This window comes from Oscillospiraceae bacterium (genome assembly GCA_025757985.1).
Classification (GTDB): Bacteria; Bacillota; Clostridia; order Oscillospirales; family Ruminococcaceae; genus Gemmiger.
Genome location: CP107210.1, coordinates 2744658 through 2759899, shown reverse-complemented (window position 1 = coordinate 2759899; position 15242 = coordinate 2744658). Strand labels below are relative to the sequence as shown.

Genomic DNA, 15242 nt, shown 5'->3' with positions numbered 1-15242 from the left:
GGGGAAGGTGGCCCCGCAGGGCCGGATGAGGGGGAAGTTGCCGGATACAGACCGTAAACGGGTACTGCTGGCAAACTCCGCCCTCATCAGTCCGCTTCGCGGACAGCTTCAGTCTCCGCGCTAAGAGCCGCCTCCGGCGGTTGCGCTCCGACACGCGCCTGCGGGCGCAGTCCCTCAGGGAGAAGCCTTTATAAACAACGCTATCCTCATTTCTGTTTGCCCCCGCCCCGGCGGGGGTTTTTGTTTTTGCCGTCAAATTATGTAAAAATTGCAAAAAGACTGGCGCTCGGCGGCGAAATGGTGTAGAATGGGTTTATATGTTTTGCAGCAGACACTATGCTTGACCGCGAAAGGACCCACTACATGGCAGGAAAAACCAAACCGAAAAAAAAGCAGCCGCTGGATATGCGCAGCAAAATGTATCTGGTGCTGGCCCTGTGCAGTGTGATGCTGCTGGTCTGCATCGGCATTTCGCTGGCGCTCATCGGCTGGCTGCCGTTCGGCAGCGCCGCTCCGCAGAGCGTTTCGACCGTGGACAGCGAATCCATGGTGACCGAAAGCGGCTACAACAAAGAGGAAAACACCATCGACACGCAGGCCTACACCTCGACCATTCTGGAGCAGAGCGCCGATGCCGGCGAGAGCTACATAGACGAGACCCTCTTTCTGGGGGACAGCAACACGGCCCGCATGTACCGGATGTTCGATTATTGCAGCTATGACAACGCCATCGGCTCGGTAGGCATGAGCGCCAAATCGCTTGCAACCTTTGCCTGCGTACAGCTCAGCACCGGGTCCGGCTACCTGACGATGCCTCAGGCCGTGGCCAAGCTGCAGCCCCGCCGGGTCATCCTGACCTTCGGCACGAACGATCTGAATCCCAGCTATAAGACCGCCGATTTCATAAAAAACTACCAGACCGGCATTGAGGCGGTCGTCACCGCCTACCCCAGCGCGGACATCATCGTCAACGCGATCCCGCCGATCGGCCAGCAGCATTCCAACCAGAGCCTTACCCAGACACAGGTGGACGAATTCAACAAGGCTCTCGTGGAGATGTGCAAGAAAAAGGGCTGGAAGTTTCTGAACAGCGCCGAGGCCCTCAAGGACAGCACCACCGGCTACGCCAAGGCCGGCTATGTGGAGACGAGCGATGGCATCCACCTGACCCGCACGGCGATGGACGCGCTGTTCAGCTACATCCGCACCCACAGCTATATCACGGAGGATGACCGTCCCGCGCTGACCACCATCCCCAAGCATACCGGCGATAAGGACGCTGTGGTCTACACGGTGCCGGTCATTGTACCGGCCGAAACCGCCACCCCCGAGCCTGAGGCAACCGAGGCACCGGCCAGCAGCGAGGCCGAGGCCACCGCCACCCCGGAGCCTGAGGTGACCGCGACACCTGAGCCCACTGCAACGCCGAGTCCCACACCCGAACCGACTGCAGAGCCGACACCGCCCCCCACGCCTGAACCGACCGCCGCCCCCACGCCCGAGCCGACCGCGGAGCCGACACCCATGCCCCTTGAGCCGACACCCATGCCCCCGGAGAGCACCTCCAATGCAGATGTTCCCGCCGGGAATGACGGAACTCAACCCACATAAAACACCGACCCCCGCAGCACCTGACGCTGCGGGGGTCTTTTTCTTATGCTTTTTTGCCGAGCAGCTCGGTGCGGATATACCGGAAGCAGGCATCCTCGCCCTCATCGCGCAGGATCAGCAGGCAGGTCTCCAGCTGGCGGCGGGTCTCGGGGTGCAGGATGTAGTGATCCTTGCTGCGGTCGTAATACTCCCATGCGGCGGCATCGGTATAGTTCGCGCCCTTGTAGTTTTTGCTGGCGGCGATCCGGTCGCAGACCATCTCGGCCACATACCGTTCCGGCATACGCATACCGGCCATGGCATGGTCGCCGTTTGGGGCGTAGTCGATCCAATATTCCAGATGGTGCTTATTGCGGCCCTTGTGGTGCAGCCATGCGGCGCTGTAGCCCTCAGTCTGGCGTTGGGCGTTGTTGGGGCTGCAGGTACCCTGCCAGTATTTGGCCCCCGCCCAGAACTCGACCGGGGCCAGCTTGCTCAGGTCATGGGTCAGGCCCTGCCAGTACAGCCCGCAGCGGAAGCAGTTCTTCATCACCAGCATTTTATGGTGGTGGATGGTCCTGTAATGTTTAATGGGATGCCACAAGATCTTTTTTCCTCCCCCGGATAAGCAGTGCGGCCAGCGCCGGCAGCAGCATACAGCTGACCGGCACAAAGGCAAAGTGCCACAGCATCGGCACAAGATGGGTATGTATGGCGGCGTGCGCCTTGGAAAGCACCATCCACGAGGCCGGGGCCGCAAGGCTGAGCAGCCATACAACGCCCAGCGGCACAAGCTGCGCCGCCACGCCGCGCCGCAGCCCGATCACCACGCTGACCGCGCCGACCGCCAGCCCGAAAAGAAGCAGCTGCCCCGCCGTGACGGCAGCCGGCCCCAGCTGCAGCACCGGCTCGGTATCCAGCACAAAATACTGCGCCAGCACCTGCCCGATCGTGACAGCCCGCACCGCATCGTCCGTCAGGCTGATGCGGTCGGTGATGGCCTCGGCCATATTCTGCCAGGCCGCCGCCGTGCTGCCGAAGCAGAGACACTCCTGCCCGAACCAGAGCGCCAGCGCCGCTGCCGCACCGGTCAGTGCAGCCGCACCCGCACCCACGGCACGGCCCAGCCAGCGGCAGGCCCGCTGCGGGGCCTTTGCCACACAGTATGCCTTTGCCGCAGCGTAGCAGAGCGGTATCTCGCACAGGATCAGGAAGGTCGTGATAAACTCAAACCCGCACATGCAGCGCACCAGCACGGCAAGGCTGACCAGCGGCCAGCACCAGCGCGGGGTGCGGCCCCGGGCGCAGGTGCAGCGGCAGAGCAGCAGCACGGCCAGCAGCGGCAGCTGCCAGGTCCATGGCACCCAGTACAGGTCCTTCATGCCGCGCTGCAGCCATGGGGCCAGCAGTATGGCTGCCATCCAGAACGCGGCCGGCAGCACGCCAAGCTCCTGCCAGACGGCCAGTGCCGTCAGCAGCTGCACAGCGTAGAACAGGGTGCTGTTCACCCAGTAGAGCGCGGTCTCCCGGGCGGTGCCCTCCGGCAGGAATACGCGCAGCAGCCGGTTCAGCCCGCCCAGCGCCCAGCCCTGCAGGCCGGACTGGTGGGTGTAGGGGCGGAACTGCGCCGCATCGGCGGGAGTATCCTCCCGGAACCAGCTGCGGTTCTGGTCATCGCTCCAATCCTCGGTATACACGCCCAGAAAGCCGCCGGGCGCACGCTGGCCCTGCTCCATCTGGTGCATACGGCCATAGATCAGCGTCTGCGAGCCGGTGTCCCACACGCCGGTGCGGTAGGCGCTTGCATTGTGGCGCACAGTCGTCAGCAGTGCCGCCAGCGCCAGCACGGCCAGCAGGGTGAGCACCGTGCGCAGGGCGGCGGGCAGGTTTTTCCATTTTTTCTGCAGCATGGCGATCATCTGTCCCACTTATCGCACAGCGCCGCGATCTGGCCCGCAAATTTTGCAAGGTCCTTGTTGGCACCGCCCTGATTGTGGCGGATGACCTCCAGCAGGCGCTGGCCCATATTGTAAAGTCGGTCGTAGGCCGCGCTGGTGCGCACGGTCTCGGCGGATTTCGTCTTGATGATCTTCCGGGTGTTGCCTACCTCGGCGCAGGCGACCCGCCCCTCGGCCGCGATCCAGATCGAGCCGTTGTAGGGGGCCTCGGCCTCGTAGCCCTCCTCCTTCAGATGGTTGGCCCAGTGCTCGGCGACGGCGTCCTCGCCGTGGTTGACAAAGACGAACTTCGGCTTTTCGTCAAAGGCGCGGAGCCATTCCTCCAGCCCGTCCTTGTCCGCATGACCCGAAAGCCCGCCCAGCTGGGCGATGCGCGCCCGTACCTGCACCGGCTCGCCGAAAAGCTTTACCTCCTGCGCACCGTTGACCAGCGCGTTGCCCAGCGTGCCGGGGCTTTGGTAGCCCACAAACAGCACCGTACACTCCGGCCGCCAGAGGTTGTACTTCAGATGATGGCGGATGCGGCCCGCATCGCACATGCCGGCCGCCGAGATGATGACCTTGGGCGTTTCATCGCCGTTGATGGCCACCGACTGCTCCTTCGTCTCGCTGATATACAGGCCAGGGAACTGCAGCGGGTTTTCACCGCTCTGCACCAGTGCAAGCGCCTCCTCGTCATAGCACTCGGCAAAATTTTCGCGGAAGATCGTGGTGGACTTGCTGGCAAGCGGGCTGTCCACAAAAACCGGGAAATTGCCGTGGCCCTTGATGCGGCCCTCGGCCTTGATCTGGCGGATAAAATAGAGCAGCTCCTGCGTGCGACCGACCGCAAAGCTGGGGATGACCACATTGCCGCCCTTGTCAAAGGTGGACTGCAGTATACCGCTCAGCTCGCCGAGGTAGTCCGGCTTTGGCCCGTGGCTGCGGTCGCCGTAGGTGGACTCCATGACCAGATAGTCGGCATGGCCGGGGTTGGCCGGGTCACGGATGAGCGGCTGATGCCTGTTGCCGATATCACCCGAGAAAACGATGATCTCCGGCGCGCGGCCCGCCTCTGTAATGCGCAGCGAGATCGACGCGCTGCCCAACAGGTGGCCCACATCGGTAAAGCGCACCTCGATACGCCCCTGGGGGCCGTCGAACAGGGTCTGCCATGCCTCATAGGGGCAGGGCACGAACTGCTTCATGACGTTTTGGGCATCCTCGACCGTGTAGTCCGGCTCGATCATTTCTGCGCCGCTGCGCATGGCCTTACGGTTTTTCCACTCGGCCTCCTGCTCCTGAATGTGGGCGGAGTCCTCGAGCATGATGCCGCAGAGGTCGCGGGTGGCCTCGGTGGTATAGACCGGGCCGCGGTAGCCATTTTTGTACAGGTACGGGATGCGTCCCGAGTGGTCGATGTGTGCATGGGTGAGCAGCAGGGCCTCATAGGTGCCGGGGGCATACGGCAGGTCGGCGTTTTCGTAGACATCGCGGCCCTGCTCCATGCCGCAGTCGATCAGGATGCGGTGGCCCGCTGCCTCCAGCTGGGTGCAGCTGCCGGTGACCTCACGGTCAGCACCTAAGAATGTGAGTTTCATATAGGTCCCCCTTTTCAGTGAAGAGAGTAGAAAGAAGAGAGATGCTTGCAGGGAGAATGGGTAGTGATCGTGCGGTGCGCAAAGCCCCTCAGGCCTCGCAAGCTCGGCCAGCTCCCCAGAATGGGGAGCCTTTTACACGGGCTTCGCCCGCGTGAAAGCCTCCTCGCATAGCGGGGAGGTGGCCGAGCGAAGCAAAGGCCGGAGGGGCTTTGGCCGGTGGTGTCAGCCAAGAACCTGCAGGCAAGACCGCGGGGCGTCGAGGACGCCGCCCCCTACAGCTAAAGGATAAAGGAGTTCTAAAGGCACAGTGCGGCGGCCAGAGGACAGGCCGCCCTACATTTAACTTTTGCGCCCCACGCCGTACTGCGGGGCCTCGGGCAGGGTAAAGTTCTCGGCAAAATTGTTTGTCAAATCGTTGATGTTCATCCGCACCGCCCAGAATACATCGCCGTAATCCCGCAGGACGGTGTAGTCCGCGTTCAGCGCCGCCAGCGTGGCCGTGTCGGTGACGATGTAGGCGGTGTCCCCTGCCGGCGTGTACTCGGTCAGGCTGCTCTGGTAGACGCGGCTCACGCTGCCGCTGTCCGCCAGTGTCTTGGCGGCATCGGCGGGGATGCTGACAAGCTGGATGCGCGCCGTGGCGGGCAGCGCTGCCATCAGATCGCCGCGGGTGATCTCGCCGTACTCCGGCTCGGTCACACCGCCTGCGAGAGCCTCGACCGCAGCCCCCTCCGGCAGACCGCTGGCTGTATCGTTGGCCACAGCCTCGGCGTAGAGCGCCGCCAGATAGTTGCCGAAGCTGATCGTCCGGCTCGCGTCCGGGTTTTCCGCGTAGGTGAAAAGCGGCGTGTAGAGGATGCTCTGGTCATCGGCATCCAGCGCGGCGATCTTGGCCGCCGCGTAGACATAGGCATCTGCACCGGCCTGCCGGGCTGCGTCCGCCGTCTCGGTAGGGGCAGCGGTGTCCTTGCCGCCCGCAGCGGCGGTATCCTTGCCGGGGTCGGCGGTATCGGCGGCGGCCTCGGTCTGGGCCTGCGCCGCGGCCATCTCAAGCCAGGTGCTGCGGCTGCTCTCCATCGCCTCGGCCGTCACCGCGCTCTGCAGCACGGCGCGGCAGCCGCCACCCTGGGTGAACACCAGATCCAGCCGGGCTATGCCGCCAAGCCCCTGCGCCGCCCCCAGCACATTCGTGCCGTTTTCGGCGGCGGTGCCGTCAATGATGGCGGTGACGCCGCTGTTCAGCAGCGCCTTCTGCCAGTCACCCCCGGGCGCGGTGGCCGCAATGGCAATAATGGCATCACACCCGGCGTTCTGCAGCGCCGCGATCTGCTCGTTGGCAGTATCGGTCCAGTCGCGGGCCGTGATAAACTCGCCGTTGGCCGCCGAGATCCCGGCGGCCTGCGCCGGGTCATTCAGCGCAAAGAAGCCGATCTTGTACCCCGCGCGCTCCACGATCGTATACATGCCGTTCGTAACGCGGTTGCGGTTCCAGCTGGTGGAGCGGTAAAATACGGCGGTGGCCTCGTTGTTCAGCAGGTTGGAGGCAAGCGAGGGGCCGCTGCCCATGTTGGCATCGCTGACAAGGCGGGTCGTGCCGTAGGCAAAGTCGTTCAGCGCCATTGCCTGCAGGTCATACCCGGCCGCCGAGAAGGCCGACAGCATATCCATGCCGCCGGTCAGGCTGGCGCTCTGGGTGCCGTGCAGGGCATCGCCCGCATCCAGCAGGATCGAATCCGGGGTGGAGGCCTTCAGCGCGGCGGCGTCCGCCAGCGTGGTGCGGTCCCCCCGCAGCCCCGCCGTGGCAAAGATCGGAACCGTGATGTCCCCCACCCGCACAAGGCAGGTGCGGCTCTCGGTTCCATCGGCCAGCGTGGCCGTGATCGTACACTCGCCGCTGTCGGTGCGGGCGCGGACCGTGCCGTTTTTGTCCACCGTGGCAACGCTCTTATCGCTTGTTGTCCAGTAGACCCTGCGGCCGCCCGCCTCCTCGTCAGGTTCGTTCGTCTCAAGGGTGGCGTAGGCGTCCTTGCCGTCCATGTGCAGCTCATCGGTGCGGGTATCGTTTTGCATCACCGGCGCGGCAGTCTTGCCGTTGCAGGCGCTCACGCCGGTAAAAGTAAACGGCCGCATGACAAAATCAAGGTCCACCGTCTTGCTCTGCACGCCGTAGTCCGCGCCGGGGGCGCTGTAGGTGGACTGCCACATGTCGTAGGTGCCGGCGTAGCCCAGCTCGTCAGAGAAGCGGGCGATCCAGAGGTTGTCGCGCCACGGGTCAAACCCGGGGTCGCTGAACCGCGCGCGCACCCAGTTCAGCGAGGCATAGACGCCCTGCTCGCCGGTGTAGCCATGCTCCTGCAGGCGGTCGAAGAACGCCTTGGTGATCTCGGCCATCTCGGACGGGAAAACGCCGCTGATGTATTTATCCTCCAGATCATAGTAGACGGGGTAGCTCAGCCGGTACGGACTGGCGGTGTAGTCGTCCAGCCCCTCCTGCGGGGGCGCAGTCAGGCCCAGCAGCCGCGCCACATGGTCGGCCTCGCTGCGGGCCTCCTCCACCGTCGTCGCGTAGGAGTAGAGATAGGTGCCGAACGGGATGCCCAGCCGGGTGCATTCATCGGCATTGCGCCGCCACTGCGGGTCATCCTGCGCCCAGTTTTCCTCGGCGCCGTCCCACTCACCGCCGAAGCCGCAGCGGATGATCGCAAAGTCGATACCGGCCGCCTTGGCGGTTTCCCAGTTGACCTCTCCCTGAAATTTAGAGACATCCATACCCTTCAGCACCGCCGCCGGGATCGCCCCGCCGCTGGCGTTGAAGTAGTAGCCCAGCTCGTTTTTCTGCCATGCGGCGGCAGGCGTGCCGAAGTCAGCCTCGGCCGGGCCGCCGGGCTCCGCCGTGCAGCGCACCATCACAACGGACACCACCAGCACGACCGCCAGGCATAGCAGACACAGCCCCAGCACAATACGGCTGCGGCGGCGTTTTGCACTGCGGCGCTTTGGTTTTTGGGGCGGCTGCGGCGGGCGCGGTGCCGCCGTTTGGGCCGGTCTGGCCTTGGTGGCAGCGCGGGCGGGGCTGCGGTAGACTTTGCGTTCTTCTGGCACGGCGGTTTACCTCTCTCCGGGTAGATTTTATGCAGGGATAGCTATTATTAGTGTAGCATTTTGTCGAAGAAATTACAATCAGCCGCAGCAGATATTGGGGAAATTTTACACAAAAAAGCCTTCCCCAATTGGGGGAAGGTGGCCGAGCCCGCGAGGCCGGATGAGGGGCGCGTCTGCCCGGCAAATGGACAATACCGGCAGCGCCGCCCCTCATCAGCCCGCTTCGCGGACAGCTTCTCCCATGGGAGAAGCCTTTTTCAAATTTTGCTTTTTACATGTCCAAAAATAGTACGGAACCTCAAAGGCCAGCATGACGCACCAGCCGAAGGCGCAGGCAAAGGCGATGCCCGGCAGCCCCACGCGCGGGGCCAGCACAGCGGCCGCAGCGGCCCGCAGACCCGCCTGCAGGCAGGTGCCGACCAGGGTGGTCGTCATCTTGCCCATGCCGCGGTAAAAGCCCTGCAGGCTGTTCGTCAGGGCGGGCAGCGCGTAGAGCAGCGCCATATACCCAAGGTAGCGGCTGCCCAATGCAATGACCTCGTCCGCGCCCTCCCCCGCCACAAACAGCGAGAGGATCGGCCGGCGCAGCGTCAGCGTCACGCAGCCCACCAGCAGCCAGTAGCCCAGCTCAAGCCGCAGCCCCACCGCAAAGCCGCGGCGGATGCGTTCAGGCTGCCTTGCGCCGCGGTTCTGCGCAATGTAGGTCGTGATGGCCGTGGCGATGCTCTGCTCCGGCGTGAAAGCGAAATCATCCACCCGCGTCACCGCGTTGAACGCCGCGATGGAGCCAACGCCCAGCGCGTTGACCTGCCCCTGGATCAACACCTTGCAGATCGGCTGCACCGCCTGCTGCAGGGCCGTCACCGAGCCGTAGCGCAGGATCGGGCCGAGCAGTGCGCGGCGGATGCGCCACTGGCCGCGCTCGGGGCAAAGCTCCGGCACGCGGCAGGCCATGTAAACAGCGGCCATCACGGCGCTGGCAGCCTCGGCCACCACGGTCGTGACCGCACTGCACACGATGCCGAAGCCCAGCCCGCCGATCAGGACGAAATCCAGCACGGCATTCAGCACTGCCGAGAACGCAAGGAATTTCAGCGGCGTTTTGCTGTCGCCCACACTTTTCAGCCCCGCCGCGAGCGCGTTATAGAAGAAGGTGAACGGCGCACCCAGAAATGTGATGCGCAGGTAGACACCCGTGATCTCAAAAATCGATGACGGCACGGCCGTTGCCCGCAGTATCCACGGCGTCAGCAGACAGCCCGCCGCAGCCGCACCGCAGCAGAGCAGGGCGCCGAACAGCAGCGTTGTGGCCAGCGTTTCTTTCAGCCGGTCGGTTCGTTTGGCCCCGAACGCCTCACTCATCAGCACGCCCGCGCCGATGCACAGGCCGCTGATTGCAAGGATCACAAGGTTCATGACCGGCCCTGCCACACCCTCGGCGGCCAGAGCATCCTGCCCGATGAACCGCCCCGCGATGATGGAATCCACCGCATTGTACGCCAGCTGCAGCCAGTTCCCCAGCAGCAGCGGCACCGCATACAGAAAGAGGTGCCCCAGCGGGGCACCCTTGGTCATATCACGCATCATTATCAGCTCTCAAAACGGAAAATCTGCCACCTTCAGCGTGACAACGCCGTCGATGGTCTGGATACAGCCATCTGCCGGGTAGTTGGGCATGGCCTTGAACGCGTCGGAATTGCTGATGACGCGGACAGTCTCGTCCGCGCATTCGTTGAGCTGGACGCCCAGCTCGTCCCACACCAGCACATACCAGCCGTGGGCGTTGAACGTCGGGTCGTAGGAGAGCGGGCCGAACTGCGCCAATTCCCCGGCCATAGGCTTGAGCGGGGATTCCTCCGGGTACGCGCCGCGCTTCGGCTCGCCCAGGATCACGACCTCGGCGCCGTTCTGGTAGTCGGCGTTTTCTTCCAGCCGGGTACACAGGCGGTTGGCGAGGTTCACAACGGTGGTCTTTTGTTTCAGCATGACCGCCGCATCGTTGTTGACCTGCACGGCAAACCCACGCAGCAGCACCGCACAGAACGCCGTGCAGAGCGCCATCCCCCAGGAGAGTGCCCGTTCCGTCAACGCGGGAGCCGCGTCGATCACGGCGATGGCAAACGGTACCACGATGGCCAGCGAGCCCGCCATCCGCAGCGCCACAGTGGCCCCGGTGTTGATAACGTCGGTCACATTGGCTGCGGCGGGCAGCAGGGCCACCAGTACCACCGCCGCAGCGGCGGCCTTGCGGTCATGCAGCACGACGAGCCACCGCAGCCCGGCCAGTGCCGCCAGCACAAACAGCAGCAGGTAGCCTGCGATCTGCCCATAGTGGTTTTGGGCAATGCCGTGGGTGAAGAAGTAGGCGTAAAAATCAAAGTAGGCGTTTTTCAGGCCCAGCGGCAGACTGCGCAGCGTGTCCAGCCCCACAGCGTTGATGCCATTCACACCGGACAGGCCCACATCGTACAGCCGCAGGAACACCTTTAAAATCAGCATATACAGCACCGCGCCGCTGCCGCCCATCAGCACCATGCGCAGAGCGGTCAGGCCGGTGGCTTTCCACGCGCCGGGGCGGCGCAGAACCGACAGAATCAGCAGCATGACGCACAATCCTGCCGCCGTACCCAGGTTGGCCTGGTACATACCCAGCGAGAACGCCATACAGACCGTGCCCGCCAGCCAGGCAAAGCGTACACCGCAGACAGCGGACTGCACCGCCAGCACAGCCAGCAGGAAGGACAGCGCATAGGACACGCTGCAATAGTGGAAAAACTCGATCTCCGCCACATAGGGCGCACAGACCAGCGTGAGGGGAATCAGATATTTTGCCGTGCGGCTGCGCACGCCGAACAAATCCGTCAGCAGCACACCCGCCAGCGCGTAGAGGAACAGCATCAGCAATGCAGAAAGTGCAGGCTGGTTGATGCCGCCGCGCAGCATATCCACCAGGCGCAGTGCCCAACGGCCCTGCTCGGTTTCCCAATACAGGTGCTCGGGCCAGCCGTCGGCAATGTACAGTGCGCCGATGTGTACGGCATCCATCGTGCCCAGCTGGTTAGCGTAGATCGTGTAATGTACGCCGCAGCCGACCAGCAGCGCCACGACCAGCGGGCGGAAGTTTTTGGCCCACCACAGGCTTACTTTTTTCTGCCAGTCCATCGTTTATTTTTTATCCTCTTCGGTCTCGGCCACGATGTAGATAGGACGGTGCTTGACCTCTAAGTAGGTTTTGGCCAGATACTCGCCGACGATGCCGGTGCAGAACAGCTGGACGCCGCTGCACAGCAGAATGATGCAGACAAGGCTCGGCCAGCCGGAGGTCGGGTCGCCGAACATCAGCGCCCGGACGATGACAAAAATAATGCCGATGAACGCCAGCAGGCAGAACAGAACGCCCACGCCCGCCGCCATCAGCAGCGGCGTGGTCGAGAAGCCGACAATACCCTCGATGGAGTATTTGAACAGGCCCCAGAAATTCCACTTAGTCGTGCCGGCCACGCGCTCGATGTTCTCGTAGTCGAACCATTTGGTCTTAAAGCCGACCCAGCTGAAAATGCCCTTGCTGAACCGGTTGTACTCGGCCATGCTCAGCACGGCATCGGTCATCTTGCGGCTCATCAGGCGGAAATCACGCGCACCATCAACGATCTCCGTATCAGACATCTTGTTGATGATCTGGTAAAACTTGCGGGCAAACCAGCTGCGCAGCGGCGGCTCGCCCTTGCGGGTCGTGCGGCGGGTGGCGGCGCAGTCGTATTCGCCGGTCAGCAGCGTGTCCAGCATCTGCGGCAGCAGCGCAGGCGGGTCCTGCAGATCGGCGTCCATCGTGGCGACATAATCGCCTCTGGCCGCCTGCAGGCCGGCGTAGATGCCGGCCTCCTTACCAAAGTTGCGGCTGAACGAGACATACCGCACGCGGGGGTCCTGCGCGTGGAGCTCGCGGGCCACACGCAGCGTACCGTCGCGGGAGCCGTCATCCACAAAGATGAACTCAAAATCCGCGCCGTGGCTGGCTTTCATCTCCGCCGCCACGCGGGAGGCTTCTTTATAAAAAAGCGGCATCGCTTCTTCTTCATTGTAACAGGGTACGATCAAACTGATGAGCATGGTGTGGACCTGCTTTCGTCAAAGTATTTGTTGGTTTTATTATAGCGTAGTTTGGCGGGTTTGTAAACAATGGATGTGGCGGGGTTTATAAAGCCTTGGCCCCGCAAGGCCGGATGAGGGGCGCGTGTGCCGCAGTCACCCAGTAGCGGGTTGCAAGGCAAGGCCGCCCCTCATCAGTCAGCGGTCAGGGCCGCTGACAGCTTCCCCTAAAAGGGGAAGCCGCTCTGACGGAATGGCTTCTGCAACACAAAAAAGGCAGAGCTTTCGCTCTGCCTTGGGTTCGTGCTAAAAATCAGCCTTTGACCGCGATATTGACCAGCTTGCCCTTGACGTAGATCTCCTTGGCAATGGTCTTGCCGGCGATGGCCTCGGCTACGGCGGGCTCGGCCTTGGCGGCGGCGATGGCGTCCGCGTTCTCGATGGCGGCGGGCACCTTGATGCGGGCCTTGACCTTGCCGTTGACCTGCACGGCGATCTCGATGGTCTGCTCAACGCACTTGGCCTCATCGTAGGCAGGCCACGGGTAGTAGGCCAGCTGCTCAGTGTGGCCCAGCTGCTGCCACAGCTCCTCGGTCATGTGGGGGGCAAACGGGTTCAGCAGCTGCAGCAGCAGCTCGTACTCGGCCTTGTTCGCACCCCCCTGATCGCTCAGCGCGTTGACATAAATCATCAGCTGGGCAATGGCCGTGTTGGCCTTGAGGGCGTCAATGTCCTCGCCGACCTTCTTGATGGTGCGGTTGGCAACGGCTTCCAATTCAGGGCGCACGCCCTCGCCGGGGACAAGCTTCTCGCTCATCGACCAGATCTTATCGAGGAAGCGCTTGCAGCCCTTGATGGAGGAGGTGTTCCACGGGGCGGCCTTCTCAAAGTCGCCGATGAACATCTCATACAGGCGCAGCGTGTCGGCACCGTACTCGGCCACGACATCGTCGGGGTTGACGACATTGCCCAAGGACTTCGACATCTTGACGATCGGGTGCTCGGCCATCTCGCCGTACTTCTCGACAAGGGCCTTGCGGGCGCCCTTCTCATCGCCGTACTCAGCCAGCAGGCGCTTGCGCTCGGCATCGGGCTGGTTCTCAAACGCATGGGGGTTCAGGCCCAGGATCATGCCGTGGGAGGTACGCTTCTGGTACGGCTCCTTGGTGGGCACTACGCCGAGGTCATACAGGAATTTATGCCAGAAACGGCTGTACAGCAGGTGCAGGGTGGTATGCTCCATGCCGCCGTTGTACCAGTCCACGGGGCTCCAATACTCGAGCGCCTCCTTGCTGGCCAGCGCCTCCTTGTTGTGGGGGTCGCAGTAGCGCAGGAAGTACCAGCTCGAGCCGGCCCACTGGGGCATCGTGTCAGTCTCGCGCTTGGCGGGGGCACCGCAGCACGGGCAGGTGGTGTTGACCCACTCGGTGTGGCGGGCCAGCGGGCTTTCGCCGTTCTCGCCCGGCTCAAAGTCCTCGATCTCGGGCAGGCGCAGGGGCAGCTCGCTCTCGGGCAGGGGCACCCAGCCGCACTTCTCGCAGTAGACCATGGGGATAGGCTCGCCCCAGTAGCGCTGGCGGCTGAACACCCAGTCGCGCAGCTTGAAGTTGACCTGCTTGTGGCCCTTGCCGTTCTCCTCCAGCCATGCGTACATCTTATTCTTGGCGTCCTCGACAGACAGGCCGTTCAGGAAATCAGAATTGACCAGCGTGCCGGTGGCCACATCGGTGAACGCCTCCTTGTCAAGGTCACTGGGGGTATTGCCCTTGACGACCTCGATGATGGGCAGACCGAACTTCTTGGCAAACTCCCAGTCGCGGGTGTCGTGGGCAGGCACGGCCATGATGGCGCCGGTGCCGTAGGTGGCCAGAACATAGTCGGAGATAAAGATGGGGATCTCCTTGCCGTTGACGGGGTTGATGCCCTTGACGCCCTCGATGACGACGCCGGTCTTGTCCTTATTCAGCTCGGTGCGCTCGAAGTCAGACTTGCGGGCGGCCTCCTCCTGATAGGCGGCAACGGCGTCGGCGTTCTTGATGAGACCCGCATCAACCCACTTCTTGATGAAGGCGTGCTCGGGGCTGATGACCATGTAGGTCGCGCCGAACAGCGTATCCGCGCGGGTGGTGTAGACAGTCAGGGTATCACCGGCGGTGGTGGCAAAGTTGATCTCGGCGCCGTGGCTGCGGCCGATCCAGTTGCGCTGCTGGGTCTTGACGCGGTCGATGTAGTCCACCTCGTCCAGATCGTCGATCAGGCGGTCGGCGTAGGCGGTGATCTTCAGCATCCACTGGCTCTTGTTCTTCTGCACAACGGGGCTGCCGCAGCGCTCGCAGACGCCGTTGACGACCTCCTCGTTGGCCAGAACGACTTTGCAGCCGGTGCAGTAGTTGACGGTGGTCTCCTTCTTGTAGGCCAGACCCTTTTTGAACAGCTGGATGAAGATCCACTGGGTCCACTTGTAATACTCGGGGTCGGTGGTGTTGATCTCACGGTCCCAGTCGAAGGAGAGGCCCAGCGCCTGCAGCTGGCTCTTGAAGCGGGCCACATTCTGGGCGGTGACGATCTCGGGGTTGATGTGGTTCTTCAGGGCGTAGTTCTCGGTCGGCAGGCCGAAGGCGTCCCAGCCCATGGGGTACAGGACGTTATAGCCGCACTGACGCTTTTTGCGCGCAACGATGTCCAGTGCGGTGTAGCTGCGCGGATGGCCGACATGCAGGCCGGCCGCAGACGGGTACGGGAACTCGACCAGTGCATAGAATTTAGGCTTGGAATGGTCGATCTCCGCATGGAAGGTCTTTTCGTCCGCCCACACCTTCTGCCATTTGGCCTCAACGGTTTTAAAGTCGTATTTCATAATTCTTCTCCCCACAGATGAATTTTAGATGGGTCGTAACCTTCTTAAAGCCTTCCCCTTGGGGGG

At 63.0% G+C, this 15242-nt stretch carries 9 protein-coding genes; 1 reads left to right on the top strand and 8 read right to left on the bottom strand.

The window, feature by feature from the left end; translation table 11 throughout:
- Positions 1-336 precede the first annotated feature (336 nt).
- Positions 337-1611: a GDSL-type esterase/lipase family protein gene (locus tag OGM67_13040; GenBank protein ID UYJ34470.1), complete on the top strand. Its 1275-nt coding sequence runs from the start codon at positions 337-339 to the stop codon at positions 1609-1611.
- Positions 1612-1654: 43 nt separating this feature from the next.
- Here the strand turns inward: OGM67_13040 and OGM67_13035 are convergent, their stop codons facing one another.
- The 8 genes from OGM67_13035 to leuS all read right to left on the bottom strand — a co-directional run bounded on the left by OGM67_13035 (position 1655) and on the right by leuS (position 15176).
- Positions 1655-2194, bottom strand: coding sequence for a DUF5662 family protein (locus OGM67_13035; protein UYJ34469.1), 540 nt, complete (start codon positions 2192-2194; stop codon positions 1655-1657).
- Complete coding sequence (locus tag OGM67_13030) at positions 2178-3509, bottom strand: hypothetical protein (GenBank protein ID UYJ34468.1); 1332 nt, start codon at positions 3507-3509, stop codon at positions 2178-2180. Before OGM67_13030 ends, OGM67_13035 begins: the two co-directional genes overlap by 17 nt.
- On the bottom strand, positions 3506-5128 hold the full coding sequence (locus OGM67_13025) for an MBL fold metallo-hydrolase (GenBank protein UYJ34467.1): 1623 nt from the start codon (positions 5126-5128) through the stop codon (positions 3506-3508). The genes OGM67_13030 and OGM67_13025 overlap by 4 nt, the downstream gene beginning before the upstream one ends.
- Before the next feature lie 339 nt (positions 5129-5467).
- Positions 5468-8230, bottom strand: a complete 2763-nt coding sequence (locus tag OGM67_13020; protein UYJ34466.1) for a GH25 family lysozyme — start codon at positions 8228-8230, stop codon at positions 5468-5470.
- A 213-nt stretch (positions 8231-8443) separates the two neighbouring features.
- The gene (locus OGM67_13015; protein ID UYJ36238.1) at positions 8444-9820 is read right to left on the bottom strand and encodes an MATE family efflux transporter; all 1377 of its coding nucleotides are present in this window, start codon (positions 9818-9820) and stop codon (positions 8444-8446) included.
- Between the two features lie 6 nt (positions 9821-9826).
- Positions 9827-11392, bottom strand: a complete 1566-nt coding sequence (locus OGM67_13010; GenBank protein ID UYJ34465.1) for a glucosyltransferase domain-containing protein — start codon at positions 11390-11392, stop codon at positions 9827-9829.
- A 3-nt stretch (positions 11393-11395) separates the two neighbouring features.
- On the bottom strand, positions 11396-12340 hold the full coding sequence (locus OGM67_13005) for a glycosyltransferase family 2 protein (GenBank protein UYJ34464.1): 945 nt from the start codon (positions 12338-12340) through the stop codon (positions 11396-11398).
- A 292-nt stretch (positions 12341-12632) separates the two neighbouring features.
- Positions 12633-15176: a leucine--tRNA ligase gene (gene leuS, locus OGM67_13000; protein UYJ34463.1), complete on the bottom strand. Its 2544-nt coding sequence runs from the start codon at positions 15174-15176 to the stop codon at positions 12633-12635.
- Positions 15177-15242 lie beyond the last annotated feature (66 nt).

Bases quoted from the DNA above. Each gene is read 5' to 3' on its own strand.
- OGM67_13040 (UYJ34470.1), top strand. From the start codon at position 337: ATGCTTGACCGCGAAAGGACCCACTACATGGCAGGAAAAACCAAACCG.
- OGM67_13030 (UYJ34468.1), bottom strand. From the start codon at position 3,509: ATGATCGCCATGCTGCAGAAAAAATGGAAAAACCTGCCCGCCGCCCTG.
- OGM67_13025 (UYJ34467.1), bottom strand. From the start codon at position 5,128: ATGAAACTCACATTCTTAGGTGCTGACCGTGAGGTCACCGGCAGCTGC.
- OGM67_13010 (UYJ34465.1), bottom strand. From the start codon at position 11,392: ATGGACTGGCAGAAAAAAGTAAGCCTGTGGTGGGCCAAAAACTTCCGC.
- OGM67_13005 (UYJ34464.1), bottom strand. From the start codon at position 12,340: ATGCTCATCAGTTTGATCGTACCCTGTTACAATGAAGAAGAAGCGATG.
- leuS (UYJ34463.1), bottom strand. From the start codon at position 15,176: ATGAAATACGACTTTAAAACCGTTGAGGCCAAATGGCAGAAGGTGTGG.